The organism is Citrobacter sp. CK194 (assembly GCF_030333395.1).
Taxonomy (GTDB): domain Bacteria; phylum Pseudomonadota; class Gammaproteobacteria; order Enterobacterales; family Enterobacteriaceae; genus Citrobacter_B; species Citrobacter_B koseri.
Map to the genome: position 1 here is coordinate 366,628 of NZ_JAOWGA010000017.1, position 15,416 is coordinate 382,043.

The 15,416-nt window shown below is 52.8% G+C and carries 13 protein-coding genes; 4 read left to right on the top strand and 9 right to left on the bottom strand.

Annotated features, from left to right (window positions below):
* The first annotated feature begins 235 nt into the window (after window positions 1-235).
* Window positions 236-1,282, top strand: coding sequence for a porin OmpA (gene ompA / locus OGX80_RS10180; RefSeq protein ID WP_047463714.1), 1,047 nt, complete (start codon window positions 236-238; stop codon window positions 1,280-1,282).
* Window positions 1,283-1,356: 74 nt separating this feature from the next.
* Here ompA and matP read toward each other — a convergent pair whose 3' ends face one another.
* Window positions 1,357-1,809, bottom strand: coding sequence for a macrodomain Ter protein MatP (gene matP, locus OGX80_RS10185; RefSeq protein WP_012132968.1), 453 nt, complete (start codon window positions 1,807-1,809; stop codon window positions 1,357-1,359).
* A gap of 185 nt (window positions 1,810-1,994) precedes the next feature.
* On the opposite strand from matP, the gene OGX80_RS10190 reads away from it, so the two are divergent.
* Together OGX80_RS10190 and fabA are read left to right on the top strand one after the other, a co-directional pair.
* Window positions 1,995-3,755 carry an AAA family ATPase gene (locus tag OGX80_RS10190; RefSeq protein ID WP_104868827.1) on the top strand — a complete coding sequence of 587 codons (1,761 nt, stop codon included), beginning with the start codon at window positions 1,995-1,997 and terminating at the stop codon, window positions 3,753-3,755.
* Window positions 3,756-3,823: 68 nt separating this feature from the next.
* Window positions 3,824-4,342: a bifunctional 3-hydroxydecanoyl-ACP dehydratase/trans-2-decenoyl-ACP isomerase gene (gene fabA, locus OGX80_RS10195; protein WP_012132970.1), complete on the top strand. Its 519-nt coding sequence runs from the start codon at window positions 3,824-3,826 to the stop codon at window positions 4,340-4,342.
* A gap of 142 nt (window positions 4,343-4,484) precedes the next feature.
* On the opposite strand, the gene rmf is transcribed toward fabA, so the two are convergent.
* From rmf to rlmKL, 6 genes are all read right to left on the bottom strand, one after another.
* Window positions 4,485-4,652: a ribosome modulation factor gene (gene rmf, locus OGX80_RS10200; RefSeq protein ID WP_012905338.1), complete on the bottom strand. Its 168-nt coding sequence runs from the start codon at window positions 4,650-4,652 to the stop codon at window positions 4,485-4,487.
* Window positions 4,653-4,908: 256 nt separating this feature from the next.
* Complete coding sequence (gene pqiC / locus OGX80_RS10205) at window positions 4,909-5,472, bottom strand: membrane integrity-associated transporter subunit PqiC (protein WP_104868829.1); 564 nt, start codon at window positions 5,470-5,472, stop codon at window positions 4,909-4,911.
* The gene (pqiB, locus tag OGX80_RS10210; protein ID WP_047457720.1) at window positions 5,469-7,109 is read right to left on the bottom strand and encodes an intermembrane transport protein PqiB; all 1,641 of its coding nucleotides are present in this window, start codon (window positions 7,107-7,109) and stop codon (window positions 5,469-5,471) included. Before pqiB ends, pqiC begins: the two co-directional genes overlap by 4 nt.
* A gap of 4 nt (window positions 7,110-7,113) precedes the next feature.
* Complete coding sequence (gene pqiA, locus OGX80_RS10215; RefSeq protein WP_047457723.1) at window positions 7,114-8,367, bottom strand: membrane integrity-associated transporter subunit PqiA; 1,254 nt, start codon at window positions 8,365-8,367, stop codon at window positions 7,114-7,116.
* A 14-nt stretch (window positions 8,368-8,381) separates the two neighbouring features.
* The gene (locus tag OGX80_RS10220) at window positions 8,382-10,289 is read right to left on the bottom strand and encodes an ABC transporter ATP-binding protein (protein ID WP_115181753.1); all 1,908 of its coding nucleotides are present in this window, start codon (window positions 10,287-10,289) and stop codon (window positions 8,382-8,384) included.
* A 12-nt stretch (window positions 10,290-10,301) separates the two neighbouring features.
* Window positions 10,302-12,410 carry a bifunctional 23S rRNA (guanine(2069)-N(7))-methyltransferase RlmK/23S rRNA (guanine(2445)-N(2))-methyltransferase RlmL gene (gene rlmKL, locus OGX80_RS10225; protein WP_058668971.1) on the bottom strand — a complete coding sequence of 703 codons (2,109 nt, stop codon included), beginning with the start codon at window positions 12,408-12,410 and terminating at the stop codon, window positions 10,302-10,304.
* A gap of 153 nt (window positions 12,411-12,563) precedes the next feature.
* On the opposite strand from rlmKL, the gene OGX80_RS10230 reads away from it, so the two are divergent.
* A complete protein-coding gene (locus OGX80_RS10230) occupies window positions 12,564-13,673 on the top strand; it encodes a YcbX family protein (protein WP_115181754.1) in 1,110 nt (369 codons plus the stop codon).
* On the opposite strand, the gene zapC is transcribed toward OGX80_RS10230, so the two are convergent.
* Together zapC and pyrD are read right to left on the bottom strand one after the other, a co-directional pair.
* Window positions 13,670-14,212, bottom strand: coding sequence for a cell division protein ZapC (gene zapC, locus OGX80_RS10235; protein WP_024130474.1), 543 nt, complete (start codon window positions 14,210-14,212; stop codon window positions 13,670-13,672). The genes OGX80_RS10230 and zapC overlap by 4 nt on opposite strands.
* 170 nt (window positions 14,213-14,382) lie before the next feature.
* Window positions 14,383-15,393, bottom strand: coding sequence for a quinone-dependent dihydroorotate dehydrogenase (gene pyrD, locus OGX80_RS10240; protein WP_049009865.1), 1,011 nt, complete (start codon window positions 15,391-15,393; stop codon window positions 14,383-14,385).
* Window positions 15,394-15,416 lie beyond the last annotated feature (23 nt).

Sequence of the window (15,416 nt, forward strand, 5' to 3'; positions counted from 1 at the left end):
TCAGCAGGAAATGTTAAATATTATGTATACAAGCCTTTTTTTTTCATATGCCTGACGGAGTTCACACTTGTAAGTTTTCAACTACGTTGTAGACTTTACATCGCCAGGGGTGCTCGGCATAAGCCGCAGATATCGGTAGAGTAACTATTGAGCTGATCCCCCGGTGAAGGATTTAACCGTGTTATCTCGTTGGAGATATTCATGGCGTATTTTGGATGATAACGAGGCGCAAAAAATGAAAAAGACAGCTATCGCGATTGCAGTGGCACTGGCTGGTTTCGCTACCGTAGCGCAGGCCGCTCCGAAAGATAACACCTGGTACACTGGTGCCAAACTGGGCTGGTCTCAGTTCCATGATGTTGGCAACAACCAGATCGACAACAACGGCCCGACCCATGAAAGCCAACTGGGTGCCGGTGCGTTCGGTGGTTATCAGGTAAACCCGTACGTTGGTTTTGAAATGGGTTACGACTGGTTAGGTCGTATGCCATACAAAGGCAACACTCAAAACGGTGCATTCAAAGCTCAGGGCGTTCAGCTGACTGCTAAACTGGGTTATCCGATCACTGACGATCTGGATGTCTACACCCGTCTGGGTGGTATGGTTTGGCGCGCAGACGCTCAGAACAACACTGGCTTCAAAGATCACGATACCGGTGTTTCCCCAGTATTCGCTGGTGGCGTAGAGTACGCTGTAACGCGTGACATCGCTACCCGTCTGGAATACCAGTGGACTAACAACATCGGCGACGCAAACACCGTTGGCGGTCGTCCAGATAACGGCCTGCTGAGCGTTGGTGTTTCCTACCGTTTCGGCCAGCAGGAAGAAGCAGCTCCGGTTGCTCCAGCTCCGGCACCGGCTCCAGAAGTACAGACCAAGCACTTCACTCTGAAGTCTGACGTTCTGTTCAACTTCAACAAAGCAACGCTGAAACCAGAAGGCCAGCAGGCTCTGGATCAGATGTACAGCCAGCTGAGCAACCTGGACCCGAAAGACGGTTCCGTCGTGGTTCTGGGCTTCACTGACCGTATCGGTTCCGACGCTTACAACCAGGGTCTGTCCGAAAAACGTGCTCAGTCTGTTGTTGATTACCTGATCTCCAAAGGTATCCCGGCTGACAAAATCTCCGCACGCGGTATGGGCGAATCCAACCCGGTTACTGGCAACACCTGTGACAACGTGAAAGCTCGCGCTGCACTGATCGACTGCCTGGCCCCGGATCGTCGCGTTGAGATCGAAGTTAAAGGCGTTAAAGACGTTGTAACTCAGCCGCAGGCTTAAGTTCCCGTCTAATAAAAAACCCCGCACTGCGGGGTTTTTTTCGTCTGAAACCAGAAGAAAGAAGAAACAAACCGCTACTCTTTCCCCAGTAATGCCTGCAAATCCTGCTTCAGGGTCGACATCTTGCTGGCATATTTCTCTTTATGTTCCGCATCTTCAATCAACTGCACAATCGTTTCTGAAAGCGTTTTGCCACGTCGCTGCGCGAGTCCCGCCAGACGCTGCCAGACAATAAACTCCAGATCGATAGACTTCTTGCGCGTATGTTGATGCTCGGCATTAAAGTGTCGTTTACGCCGTGCTCGTATGGTCTGCTTCATACGGTTTAACAGCGCAGGATTCATATGCTCTTCAATCCAGGCATTTACCCGAACCGGTTCATTTTCGAGGGTTAGCAACAAATCAACGGCTTCTTTGGCAGCACTGGCTTCCACGTACCGGGTAATCAACTCCCCTTCGCGGTGCTTCTTCACCAGATACTTCCATTTCCAGCCGCTTTCAAGGTTTTCAAGTTGTTGATATTTCATTGCGCTCTCAACGTTACCGTGTAACTCCTATCAGAATATCAGTTTTTTGGGCATCTGAAGAAAAGAATATCCAGCCTGTGAACTCTCACGCGTCATCCTGCACGTTTACATTCGCTTTCCGCGTGTGCAGCGTTGCCTGTTACGGTATAATCGCGTTTTTTACAACAGACTAAAAAACCTCAACTTTGACCATTACGAAACTTGCATGGCGTGATCTGGTTCCTGATACCGACAGTTATCAGGAAATATTTGCACAGCCACACTTTACTGACGAAAGCGCCACCCTACTCAGCGATACTCAACCGCGACTGCAATTTGCGCTGGAGCAACTTCTCCAGCCCTGGGCGTCGTCCTCTTTTATGCTGGCGAAAGCGCCGGAAGAGCCCGAGTATCTCACTCTCCTTTCTGATGCGGCCAGAACGTTGCAAGCCGATGCCGGTCAGCTGACCGGGGGCCATTACGAAATTTCGGGCCACACCATCCGTTATCGCGCAGCAGAAAAAGCAGAAGACAATTTTGCCACGTCGGCGCAGGTTGTCAGCGCTGACTGGGTTGAAGCCGAACAGCTGTTTGGCTGTCTGCGCCAGTTTAACGGCGAAATTACGCTGCAACCGGGTCTGGTGCATCAGGCTAACGGCGGCGTTCTGGTGATTTCCTTACGTACCCTTCTGGCGCAGCCGTTGCTGTGGATGCGTCTGAAGGCGATTGTCAGCCATAACCGATTCGACTGGGTCGCGTTTGACGAGTCGCGTCCGTTGCCGGTCTCTGTGCCGTCTATGCCGCTCAAGCTGAAAGTCGTATTGGTTGGCGAGCGTGAATCGTTAGCTGACTTCCAGGAAATGGAGCCGGAACTGGCTGAACAGGCGATTTACAGCGAATTTGAAGACAATCTGCAAATAGTGGATGCCGAAACCATGACCCAGTGGTGTCAGTGGGTTCAGCACACGCTTAAACGCAATAATCTGCCAGCGCCAACGCCTGATGCCTGGCAAGTGCTGGTACGCGAAGCCGTTCGCTACACGGGAGAACAGGACACGCTTCCACTGTGTCCGCTATGGATTTCCCGCCAGTTCAGAGAAGCCGCGCCGCTGTGCCAAGACGGGACATGCAGCGCCGAACAGCTCGCCCTGATGCTTGCCCAACGCGAATGGCGTGAAGGCTATCTTGCGGAGCGCATGCAGGACGAAATCCTGCAAGAGCAGATCCTGATTGAAACGGAAGGCGAGCGCATTGGTCAGATTAACGCTCTTTCCGTCATTGAATTTCCCGGCCATCCGCGCGCGTTTGGCGAGCCTTCACGCATCAGCTGCGTCGTTCATATTGGCGACGGTGAATTCACGGACATCGAGCGAAAAGCCGAGCTTGGCGGTAACATTCATGCCAAGGGGATGATGATCATGCAGGCTTTCCTGATGTCGGAACTACAGCTTGAACAGCAAATTCCATTCTCCGCCTCGCTGACCTTTGAACAGTCCTATAGTGAAGTGGATGGCGACAGCGCCTCAATGGCAGAACTGTGTGCATTGATCAGCGCTCTGTCCAATGTGCCGGTAAATCAAAATATCGCGATTACCGGTTCCGTCGATCAGTTTGGACGCGCCCAGCCTGTTGGCGGCCTGAACGAAAAAATTGAAGGCTTTTTCACAATTTGTCAGCAGCGTGAACTGACGGGTAAACAAGGCGTTATTATTCCGGCAGCTAACGTAAGACACCTCAGCCTCCAGCCTGCGCTGTTGCAGGCCGTGGAAGAAGAGAAATTCAGCATCTGGGCAGTAGACGACGTAACAGACGCACTGCCGCTTCTGCTTAATCTGGTGTGGGATGGCGAAGGTCAGACAACATTGATGCAGACCATCCAGGAACGTATTGCCCAGGCTACACAACAGGAAGGACGTCATCGTTTTCCCTGGCCGCTACGTTGGCTAAACTGGTTTATACCGAACTGATCGGACTTGTTCAGCGTACACGTGTTAGCTATCCTGCGTGCTTCAATAAAATAAGGCTTACAGAGAACATGGTAGATAAACGCGAATCCTATACAAAAGAAGACCTTCTTGCCTCTGGTCGCGGTGAACTGTTTGGCGCTAAAGGCCCACAACTGCCGGCACCAAACATGCTGATGATGGACCGTGTCATCAAAATGACAGAGACTGGCGGTAACTTCGACAAAGGTTATGTTGAAGCTGAGCTGGATATCAATCCAGATCTCTGGTTCTTCGGATGCCACTTTATCGGCGATCCGGTTATGCCGGGCTGCCTGGGTCTGGACGCAATGTGGCAGTTGGTTGGATTCTATCTCGGCTGGCTGGGCGGCGAAGGTAAAGGCCGTGCGCTGGGCGTAGGTGAAGTGAAATTTACCGGTCAGGTTCTGCCAAGCGCGAAGAAAGTGACCTACCGTATTCACTTTAAACGTATCGTTAACCGTCGTCTGATCATGGGTCTGGCGGATGGCGAAGTTCTGGTTGATGGCCGTCTGATCTACACCGCCAACGACCTGAAAGTAGGTCTGTTCCAGGACACGTCAGCGTTCTGATCGCGGACATCTCCAGGTCTGATAAGCGTTGCCACAAGCACGGCGTCATTGCCGGATGGCAGCATAACCACGTTATCTGACCTGCCTGTAAAAAGGCGAAACCTCCGCAGTGCGGAGGTTTCTTTTTTCTAAAGAGACAGAATCAGGCCATTACTACCCTGTCCGCCATGGCTTCTCGCCAACCTCCCAGCCAGTGCGACCTCTGATTCAGCGTCTGATAGGGACACATTTCTTTTGAGCGTCCGGCAATGCCGGCCTGATATCCACGTTGATGTGCCCGTTCCAGGCGATCTCGTTTTTGTCTCTTCATGCCTCGTTTCCCTCATCTTCATGTCTGGTGGAAAAGAAAACAGTGATTACGAAATGTGCAATCACAGTAAACGAATACCGCGAAAAAGTTGTCCCGTCAATGCGCAAAATTCACGCCATTGTCATATTTGTGAGCTACTCAATAAATCATTTGTACAAAAATTGTGAGCCAGAACAGCTATTTTCACCGGGCAGAAAAACAAAAAAACCGCCCCCGGCGACGTGCCGAAAGCGGTTAAATTTACAATATTTTTAACTTATGGTATTTGCTTCAGCGCCTGAGCGATAGCGGTGGCTTCCTGATTCCAGGCGGCTGCCAGCACCTTGACCATTTCGTCATACCCGTCCTGCTGCTGCGCGGTTTCGATGTGGAATGGGCGCTTAATCAACTGCCCCTGATGGTTCAGTAGCCACTCCCCGCTTACGATAACTTTGCCATCATAACGGCCATGAAATCCCGTCACCGTCACGTTAAGCGTATCCTGCACGCTGCCCAGCGGCTGTGAGGCAACCACCCAGCCCGGAAGCTGGGCGCTCAGATTCGCCACCAGCGTATTGCGCAACTGCTGGTCCAGCGGGCTGGCCCAAAGATTGTTACTCGCAATCACGTACTGCACATCACTGGTTTGATACACCACGCCGTTGCCCGCCAGGTAGTCCGGCACCGAAACCTGTTCCACCCACAATAAGCGGTTTCCCTGGCTTGCCGTACTCTGTACGCCCCCTTGCGCGACGGGTAGCTGGTAGTAGCTCTTGTTTTCTCCGCTACTACTACATGACGTTAACCAGAACGCCATCATCACCACTAGCCACTTTTTCATTGTTTCGCCCTCTTCGGCTCTGGATCTTTCTTGTCCTTCGCTTCAAATACCAGCGCGTTGCTCTTTTCGTTCAGCGTTTTCAATACCGGTTGCAGTTCGCGGAGAACCTGATCAAGACGCTGCATATCCGCCACCATCTTGTTATACGCCGCGGAGCCAGGCTGGAAGCCCTGCATGCTGCGGTTCAGTTCGCGCAAGGTGTTCTGCATATCCGCCGGGAGCTGCTGCATCGACTGGCTGGAGGTAATCTTGTTCATATTATCCAGCGTGGTTTGCAGATGCTTCATCGTCCGCTGGCTTTCCGACAGCGTATTGGTCGCCTGTTGAATCATCGGGTTCAGCGGCAGGTTATTAATTTTATCCAGCGCTTCCATCAGACGCTGCTGGATTTGCGCCAGACCGCCGCTTACCGTCGGGATGATCTGATAACCGTTGAACTCATGAATGCCCGTAATTGGCGGCTCTTTCGGATAGAAGTCCAGATCAACATACAGCGCGCCAGTCACCAGATTGCCCGTTTTCAGTGAACCGCGCAGGCCACGTTTGAGCAGTTCGGCCAGATGCGCGCCGACATCCGTCTCTTCACCCAATTGTGCTTTCAGGCGTTCCGGCTCAATGCGTACCAGCACCGGAATACGGTAATCAGTGTTAAATACCTGACGCATATTCGGCGCAAAGAAAGGCACTTTGCTGACCGTCCCCAGACGAATCCCGCGGAACTCCAGCGGTGCGCCCGGTTGCAGGCCGCGAATCGAATCTTTGAAGAACATCAGATAGTCGATGTGGTCGGTATACAGCGAATCCTGAATGCTTCGCTGATCGTCATACAGGCTGAAAGCGGTTTTTTCCGCAACCGGCTGCCCCAGTTCAAGCCCTTCCGGCACGTCAAAGCTCACGCCACCGCCAAACAGCGTGCTTAGCGATCCCATTTCAACCCGCATACCGGCGGAAGTCAGATCCACCGCGATACCGCTGTCCTTCCAGAAGCGGACGTTGCTGGTCACCAGGCGATCGTTTGGCGCATTAATGAAGAGTTGATAGCTGATGGAGCGTTTTTGCGGATCGAAGGTGCTGGTTTCAACCGAGCCAACGCGGTAGCCACGGAAAAGCACCGGATCGCCCGGACTGAGCTGCCCGGCTTTTTTGCTGTCAAGAATAACGCGGATGCCTTTTGCATCTGGCGGCGCCAGAGGTGGGGAATCCAGCAACTGGTAATCCTCCAGCCTGTTACCTTTCGTCCCCGGCTGCAACTCAATATAAGCCCCGGACAGCAACGTGCCTAAGCCGCTGATCCCTTCACGCCCGACCTGCGGTTTCACCACCCAAAAGACCGAATCTTTGTGCAGCAGTTTTTCCATGCCGGAATGCAGTCTGGCCTTGATCTCTACATGCGTAAGATCGTCGGTCAGCGTCGCGCTTTCCACCACCCCCACATCCACGCTACGGCTCTTGATGGTGGTCTTACCGCCTTCAATACCTTCAGCATTCGTGGTGATCAAGGTGACTTCAGGCCCCTGATGGCTGTAGTGATAAAACAGCACCCATGCCCCAATCAGCGCAGTGACGATAGGGAATATCCACACGGGAGACCAGTTTTTTACCTTCTGCACTTTGGCTTCCCCATTTTTAGATTCCATACTGTCAGGACTCCTCATGGCCTGGTTCAGGTTCACGATCCCACGACAGACGCGGATCAAAGGTCATCGCAGAAAACATTGTCATAATGACGACTAAAGCAAACATCAATGCACCCATCGCTGGATAAATATTCATTAACCCCCCCATGCGCACCAGCGCAGAGAGTACGGCAATTACAAACACATCAATCATTGACCAGCGGCCAACAAATTCCACCACCTCATAAATCAGGTGCATTCTTTCACTGTCGCGTGTGCCATGCCCTTTCGCATCCCAGCACAGCCAGGCAATCGCAATCATTTTTAGCGTTGGCACCATAATACTGGCAATAAAAATAACCGCCGCCACCGGATAAGACCCTTCACTCCAGAGCAAAACGACCCCGGCGAGGATCGTAGAAGGCATCTTCGATCCCAATAAATCGGTAATCATGATCGGCATGATATTCGCGGGCAGATAAAGCATGATCGACGTAAATAACAGGGCCAGCGTCCATTGCAGGCTGTTTTTGCGTCGCACATGACCCTTTGCATGACAGCGCGGACACACTAATTCATTCTCCGGGAGAATGGCCGTACAGCAGGAGCAGGAACGCAGTCCCTGGCGGATGCCGGTAACGCCAGGTTTCAGCGGCTGCGCCAGCACAGGCATCGGCGTAATATCGTCCCATAACCAACGGCGATCGACGCACTGAAACGCGCGCAATTGCAGGATGCAGAAGAAGCACCACGGAATAAAACTGCTTCCAACCCCGATATCCCCGTAAGCCATCAGCTTAACAAAACTGACCAGCACGCCTGCGAGGAAGATCTCCGCCATTCCCCAGGTTTTTAGCTGGAACAGCACGCGCGCCAGAACCTTTTTCACACGTAGCGGCAATTCGACACGATTCACAAGCAATAATATCGTCACCAGGCAAAAAGCCGGAACCAGCTGGACAAACAGCAAAAAGAAGGTGCCAAGGCTGGCGTAATTTTCCGAAAACATGACGCCGGGGATTTCAAGCAGCGTGACTTCGCTCCTCACACCCGCGACGTTCATATTCACGAAAGGGAAAAGATTGGAAAGCAGCAGCATAAACAACGCCACTAACGAATAGGCGGTGGGACGCTGCCTTGGCGCGTCCCACTCGGTCGTCAGCGTTGTGCCACATCTTGGACATGCCGCTTTCTGCCCATGCTCAAGGTGGGGCAACGCCACCAGCATGTCACATTGCGAGCATAAAATGTGCTTCGCAGCATGATGATGTTCGCACATATGCGCTCCTTTAATTATGCGCCATTCTTCAAGGCTTCAAGATACTCCCAGCGCTCAAAGGCTTGTTCAAGTTCCTGCTCTGCGTGGCTCAAATCGGCCAGAACTTTTTGCGTATGATCATGCGGTTGGCTGAAAAAGGCGGCATCCGCCACCTGCGCCTGCAACGCTTCCAGTTTGACCTCCAGCTCTTCCAGTAACTGGGGGAGCTGTTCCAGTTCGCGTTGCAGTTTATAGCTTAGTTTGTTACTGCCGCGCTTTACAATTTCTGCTTTCGGGGCAACCACTTCCTCAGTTTTCTTGACGACGGGTTGTTTAAACGCCAGATGCTGTTCCTGCTGACCACGCGCATCATGGTATCCGCCGACATAGCGACCAATCTTACCGCCGCCCTCGAAGATCCAGCACTCGGTCACGGTGTTATCCACAAACTGACGGTCATGGCTCACCAGCAGGACAGTTCCCTGATAGCCGTCAATCAACTCTTCCAGCAGCTCCAGCGTTTCAACGTCCAGATCGTTAGTCGGTTCATCGAGAATCAGCAAATTGCTGGGTTTCAGGAACAAACGCGCCAGTAAGAGGCGGTTACGTTCTCCGCCAGACAGGGCGCGAACCGGCGTCATGGCGCGCTTAGGATGGAACAGGAAGTCCTGAAGATAGCCCAGCACATGACGCGGCTTACCGTTAACCAGCACCTCTTGCTTACCTTCAGCAAGGTTATCCATCACGGTTTTATCGGGATCCAGTTCCGCGCGATGCTGATCGAAATAAGCCACTTCCAGCTTCGTGCCGACATGAATACGTCCGCTGTCCGCCTGAAGCTGACCCAGCATCAGTTTCAGCAACGTGGTTTTCCCGCAGCCGTTAGGGCCAATTAAAGCAATCTTGTCGGCACGCTGCACCTGCGCGGAGAAATCGTTTACCAGCTGCTTGCCGTCAACCTGATAGCTGACGTTTTCCATTTCGAAAACAATCTTGCCGGAGCGGGCCGCTTCTTCGACCTGCATCTTCGCCGTCCCCATCACTTCACGGCGTTCGCTACGCTCGCGGCGCATCGCTTTCAGAGCACGTACGCGACCTTCATTGCGGGTACGGCGCGCTTTAATGCCCTGGCGGATCCAGACTTCTTCCTGCGCCAGTTTGCGATCGAACTCAGCATTCTGTAACTCTTCCACGCGCAGGGCTTCTTCTTTCTCCAGCAGATACTGATCGTAATCTCCCGGATAAGAAACCAGTTTGCCGCGATCGAGATCGACGATGCGGGTAGCCATATTGCGGATAAACGAACGGTCGTGGGAAATGAAAATAATCGTCCCGTTGAAAGATTTCAGGAACGTTTCCAGCCAGTCGATCGTTTCAATATCCAGGTGGTTGGTCGGCTCATCCAGCAACAATACACGAGGGTTGCTGACCAACGCCCTGCCCAGCGCCGCTTTACGCAGCCAGCCGCCGGAAAGCGAAGAGAGCGCCGCGTTAGGATCGAGCCCAAGCTGCGCCAGCACTTCATTAATACGGTTTTCCAGTTGCCACAGGTTGTGGTGGTCGAGCTGTTCCTGCACCCGCGCCATCTCATTGAGATTTTTATCGCTGGGGTCGGTCATCACCAGGCGGGAAATATCGTGGTAACGTTTCAGGTATTCAGCCTGCTCCTCGATCCCTTCCGCAACAAAATCATAAACGCTGCCTTCGACATTACGCGGCGGATCCTGTTGCAGACGCGCGACGATCAGATCCTGCTCATAAATGATGCGTCCATCATCCAGTCCCTGTTCGCGGTTGAGGATCTTCATCAGCGTTGACTTCCCGGCGCCATTACGGCCCACCAGGCACACGCGTTCGTTATCCTCGATATGCAGCTCTGCGTTATCGAGAAGCGGCGCGTCGCTAAACGACAGCCATGCGCCATGCATACTGATTAATGACATTTACTTTTCCTTTCAGGCTGCGGTAATCAGCCAGCAGTTGTGGATCTGACGATTACGGGCAAAGTCCTGAGAAAGCGTTTTTTGCGTAATTTCTTGTGCTTTCAGTCCCAGCGCCGCCAGGCCGTCCAGATCCATACGGAATCCGCGTTTGTTGTTGGAGAACATGATCGTGCCGCCTTTGCGCAGCAGACGTTTCAGATCTTTCATTAACACCAGGTGATCGCGCTGCACATCAAACGACTCGTCCATCCGTTTTGAGTTGGAGAACGTCGGCGGATCGATAAAAATCAGATCGAACTGTTCATTCGCCTCACGCAGCCAGCCCAGGCAATCGGCCTGAATCAGGCGATGCGCACGGCCGCTCAGCCCGTTCAGACGCAGGTTACGTTCAGCCCACTCCAGATAGGTACGCGACATGTCCACCGTAGTGGTGCTGCGTGCGCCGCCCAGCCCAGCATGTACGCTGGCGCTGCCGGTATAGGAGAACAGGTTAAGGAAATCTTTGCCTTTGCTCATCTGACCCAGCATCCGGCGCGCAATACGGTGATCGAGGAACAGACCGGTATCAAGATAGTCGGTCAGGTTAACCCATAAACGCGCGTTATATTCGCTGACTTCAATGAACTCACCTTTCTCGTTCATCTTTTGATACTGGCTTTTGCCTTTCTGCCGCTCACGGGTTTTTAACACCAGTTTATTCGGCGCCATCTCCAGTACCAACAGCGTGGCGGCGATGATGTCGAACAGACGCTGACGCGCTTTCTGCGCATCAACCGTTTTCGGCGGCGCATATTCCTGAATCACCACCCACTCGCCGTAGCGATCGACCGCCACATTGTATTCCGGCAGATCGGCATCATACAGGCGATAGCATTCGATCCCTTCCTGGCGCGCCCATTTCTCCAGCTTCTTAATATTTTTGCGCAGGCGGTTGGCGTAATCTTCCGCCACCGTCGCAGGCTTGCTGTCTGGCGTTTTTTCCGCCAGATGATAGTTTTTCTGCACGCAGTCCAGCGGGCCGTTTTTGGCTTTGAATTGCTTATCCGCGCGCAGTTGCAGGCAGTTCAGCAGATCCGGCGAGGCGCTGAACAGCGACAGGCTCCAGCCGCCGAACTGATTTTTCATGGTGCGCCCCAGCAGGCTGTGCAGCGCAATCAGCGCCGGTTCGCTGTCCAGACGCTCACCATACGGCGGGTTGCTGATTACCGTACCGTACGGCCCTTTCGGCAGCGGGTTGCTCAGTTGGGCGACATCTTTTACCTCGAAGGTAATCAACTCACCGATGCCTGCGCGACGGGCGTTGCTGCGCGCACGTTCAATCACGCGGGCATCGCTGTCAGAACCATAAAAATGCGAGCTATATTCCGCAAGCCCTTTACGGGCGCGGGTTTGCGCTTCTGCTTTGACTTCCTGCCAGATAGCCTCATCATGCTGCGCCCAGCCGCTAAAGCCCCAGTGACCACGATGCAGACCCGGCGCGCGATCGGTCGCCCACATTGCGGCCTCGATCAGCAGCGTACCGGAACCACACATCGGGTCGAGCAGCGGCGTTCCCGGCTGCCAGCCGGAACGCATCACGATGGCCGCCGCCAGCGTCTCTTTAATTGGTGCCAGACCGGTACGATCGCGATAGCCGCGCAGGTGCAGACCATCGCCGCTCAGATCGAGGGCAATGCTGGCAGTGTCTTTGTTCAGCCAGACGTTAACGCGAATATCTGGAGATTCACGATCGACATTAGGACGCGGCAGGTTTTTACGCGTGAACGCATCAACAATCGCATCCTTTACTTTCATTGCACCATACTGGCTGTTGCGAATGGTGTCGTTCAGCCCACTAAAATGTACGGCAAAGGTGGCGTCTGGATTAAAAATCTCTGTCCAGTTGATTGCCTGCACGCCGAGGTACAGGTCTAAATCGCTGTAGACCTTGCACTCTCCCATCGGCAGCATAATGCGCGAGGCCAGGCGGCTCCACATTAAACTCTGGTACACAAGCCGCGTGTCGCCCTGAAAATGGACACCACCCTGAACCACCTGGCAATCCGCAGCGCCCAGGTTTTCAAGTTCAGTTTTTAACAGCTCTTCCAGCCCGCGGGCCGTACTGGCAAACAGAGAATTCATATTGTCACTTTTACTCTAAGAAAATTGCTGCGCATTATACACAAAATCTTTCGCGTTGCCTCGCAGCGACAAGCGTGAAGGATGGGGCTTATATAGCTAATCTGGCGCTCATGTCATAAGATTGAAAGCTTATTTTCGTTCGAGGGCTGTACAGTGGTGACGTTAACCCGGCTTTTTATTCATCCGGTCAAATCGATGCGCGGCATCGGCCTGACGCATGCGCTGGCAGACATCAGTGGCCTGGCTTTCGATCGTATCTTTATGGTTACTGAACCTGATGGCACCTTTATTACCGCCCGCCAGTTTCCGCAAATGGTGCGCTTTACGCCTTCTCCGCTACACGACGGATTACATCTTAGCGCCCCGGATGGCAGCAGCGTGGTGGTACGCTTTGCTGATTTCGCCGCGCAGGATGCGCCAACCGAAGTCTGGGGAAACCATTTTACTGCCCGTATCGCCCCGGACGCGATAAATCAGTGGTTAAGCGGATTCTTTTCCCGTGACGTGCAATTACGCTGGGTCGGCTCCCAACTTACGCGCAGAGTCAAACGCCGCGACGATGTGCCGTTGTCATTTGCCGATGGTTATCCCTTTCTGCTGGCCAACGAGGCCTCACTGCGCGACTTACAGCAGCGTTGCCCGGCTGGCGTGAAAATAGAACAGTTTCGCCCCAATCTGGTCGTTTCCGGCGCGGCGCCCTGGGAAGAAGACACCTGGAAGGTCATTCGTATCGGCGACGTCGTCTTTGATGTCGCAAAACCATGCAGCCGTTGTATTTTCACCACCGTCAGCCCTGAGAAAGGGCAAAAGCACCCAACGGGTGAGCCGCTGGCAACCTTGCAAACCTTTCGCACGGCGCAGGACAACGGCGATGTTGATTTCGGGCAGAACCTGATTGCGCGTAACAGCGGCGTCATTCGCGTAGGCGATGAGGTTGACATTCTCGCAACCGCCCCCGCCAAACCTTATGGCGCCGCAAATTCTGATGATGCGGTGGCGCCGGAAAAACAGCCTGATACAACAGTCACTATCGACTGGCAGGGGCAAACCTTTCGTGGGAATAACCAACAGGTGCTGCTTGAACAACTGGAGAATCAGGGTATCCGCATCCCTTATTCATGTCGGGCCGGGATCTGCGGCAGTTGCCGGATAACGCTGCTGGAAGGCGAAGTGAGTCCGCTGAAAAAATCAGCGATTAACGATGACGGAACGATTCTTAGCTGTAGCTGCGTGCCAAAAACCGCGCTCAGGCTGGGAAATTAAACCGCTTGTTCAAGGCTGAAGCTGGCGAGTCGCTGTTGCGGCTTCAGTCTGTCGTTCATGATCTTAATCGCATCGCCAAGCTGCATAGTGCGTCCAGCCACGACGACACCGGGCTGGGCCAGCAGGCACAGCGCCGCGTTTTCACCCGGCTCAACCACCAGTAAATTCACCTGCTCTTCGGTATCGCTAAGCCACACGCAGGCGGCATCACCCACCGTTGGCGTCCAGATCTCGCCGTGTGCGACAAAATGCCAGCTTTTTGGCATCTGTGGTTTCAGATAACGGATCGCCACCAGCGCATTGAGCACCAGTTCCGCTTTTTGTTCTTTCGATAATTCGAGATCGCGACATTTTTCTTCAAAAGAGAAATAGAGCGCGGCATCATCGACACAAAAACCAGACGGCGAAAATGCATCCGGCGTGAGCATTTTGCGAGCAAAGCGCGAGCGAAATAACATGCCATTGGCTAAATCGAGCATCATTCGGTCATGCTCTTCATCATAATACCAGCGCCAGTTATCGTCAGGTTTAATTCGCATTGTACTCTCTCCCGTTTCCATCACCCTGTTGCAAAAATGTCCTTTTTCACCGCTTCGTTTATTACCTTAATAAGCAAAGCCTAAAATGTTTAAATAAGCAACAATGAAGGAATATAAAACAACCAGGGCCGGAAATAAAGCCCTGGTTGTCTGATAATGAGAGAAAAGAATCAAATATGGGTAACGATTTCTTTAATCAGTTGCGGGCCTTTAAAAATAAAGCCGGAATAAATTTGTACCAGCGTAGCGCCAGCAGCCATCTTCTCACGCGCCGCGATGACAGAATCTATCCCGCCGACGCCAATAATCGGTAACTGTCCTTTCAATTCCTGGGACAGTCGGCGAATAATTTCTGTACTTTTTAACTGTAATGGTCGACCGCTTAAACCACCCGTTTCATCGCAATTTTTCATTCCCTGAACCAGAGAACGATCGAGCGTCGTATTTGTCGCAATCACACCATCAATATTATGGCGAACTAAACTGTCGGCCACCTGGATCAATTCGTCCTCAGAAAGATCCGGGGCGATCTTTACCGCGATCGGAACATATTTATGGTGGATCGTCTGGAGATCATTTTGCTTATTTTTAATTGCCGTCAGCAAATCATCCAGCGCCTCGCCATATTGTAGCGTACGTAACCCTGGGGTATTTGGCGAAGAGATATTAATGGCGATATAACCGGCATATGCATAGATTTTTTCCATACAAATCAGATAGTCATCTTTGCCATTCTCTACCGGCGTATCTTTATTTTTGCCGATATTAATTCCGAGGATACCGTCGAAATGCGCTTTTTTGACATTCTCTACCAGGTTATCAACGCCCAAATTATTAAAGCCCATCCGGTTGATCAACCCTTCGGCATCAACCAGGCGGAAAAGGCGCGGCTTATCGTTACCTGGCTGAGGGCGCGGCGTCACGGTTCCGATCTCAATCGATCCGAATCCCATTGCGCCCAGAGCGTCGATGCACTCTCCGTCCTTATCCAGACCCGCAGCAAGGCCGAGCGGATTCTTAAATGTCAGCCCCATGCAGCTTACTGGCTTCGCAGGGACTTTCTGTCGGACAAGCGCTTCCAGCGGCGTGCCTGTTACACGGCGTAATTGCTGAAACGTAAATTCATGAGCGCGCTCTGGATCGAGCTGAAAAAGGGCTTTACGAACGAAGGGGTAGTACATGAACTCTCCTGGATTCCCGGTGT

Bases quoted from the DNA above. Each gene is read 5' to 3' on its own strand.
- pqiA (WP_047457723.1), bottom strand. From the start codon at position 8,367: ATGTGCGAACATCATCATGCTGCGAAGCACATTTTATGCTCGCAATGT.
- fabA (WP_012132970.1), top strand. From the start codon at position 3,824: ATGGTAGATAAACGCGAATCCTATACAAAAGAAGACCTTCTTGCCTCT.
- pqiC (WP_104868829.1), bottom strand. From the start codon at position 5,472: ATGAAAAAGTGGCTAGTGGTGATGATGGCGTTCTGGTTAACGTCATGT.
- matP (WP_012132968.1), bottom strand. From the start codon at position 1,809: ATGAAATATCAACAACTTGAAAACCTTGAAAGCGGCTGGAAATGGAAG.
- ompA (WP_047463714.1), top strand. From the start codon at position 236: ATGAAAAAGACAGCTATCGCGATTGCAGTGGCACTGGCTGGTTTCGCT.
- zapC (WP_024130474.1), bottom strand. From the start codon at position 14,212: ATGCGAATTAAACCTGACGATAACTGGCGCTGGTATTATGATGAAGAG.
- pqiB (WP_047457720.1), bottom strand. From the start codon at position 7,109: ATGGAATCTAAAAATGGGGAAGCCAAAGTGCAGAAGGTAAAAAACTGG.
- pyrD (WP_049009865.1), bottom strand. From the start codon at position 15,393: ATGTACTACCCCTTCGTTCGTAAAGCCCTTTTTCAGCTCGATCCAGAG.
- rlmKL (WP_058668971.1), bottom strand. From the start codon at position 12,410: ATGAATTCTCTGTTTGCCAGTACGGCCCGCGGGCTGGAAGAGCTGTTA.
- OGX80_RS10220 (WP_115181753.1), bottom strand. From the start codon at position 10,289: ATGTCATTAATCAGTATGCATGGCGCATGGCTGTCGTTTAGCGACGCG.
- rmf (WP_012905338.1), bottom strand. From the start codon at position 4,652: ATGAAGAGACAAAAACGAGATCGCCTGGAACGGGCACATCAACGTGGA.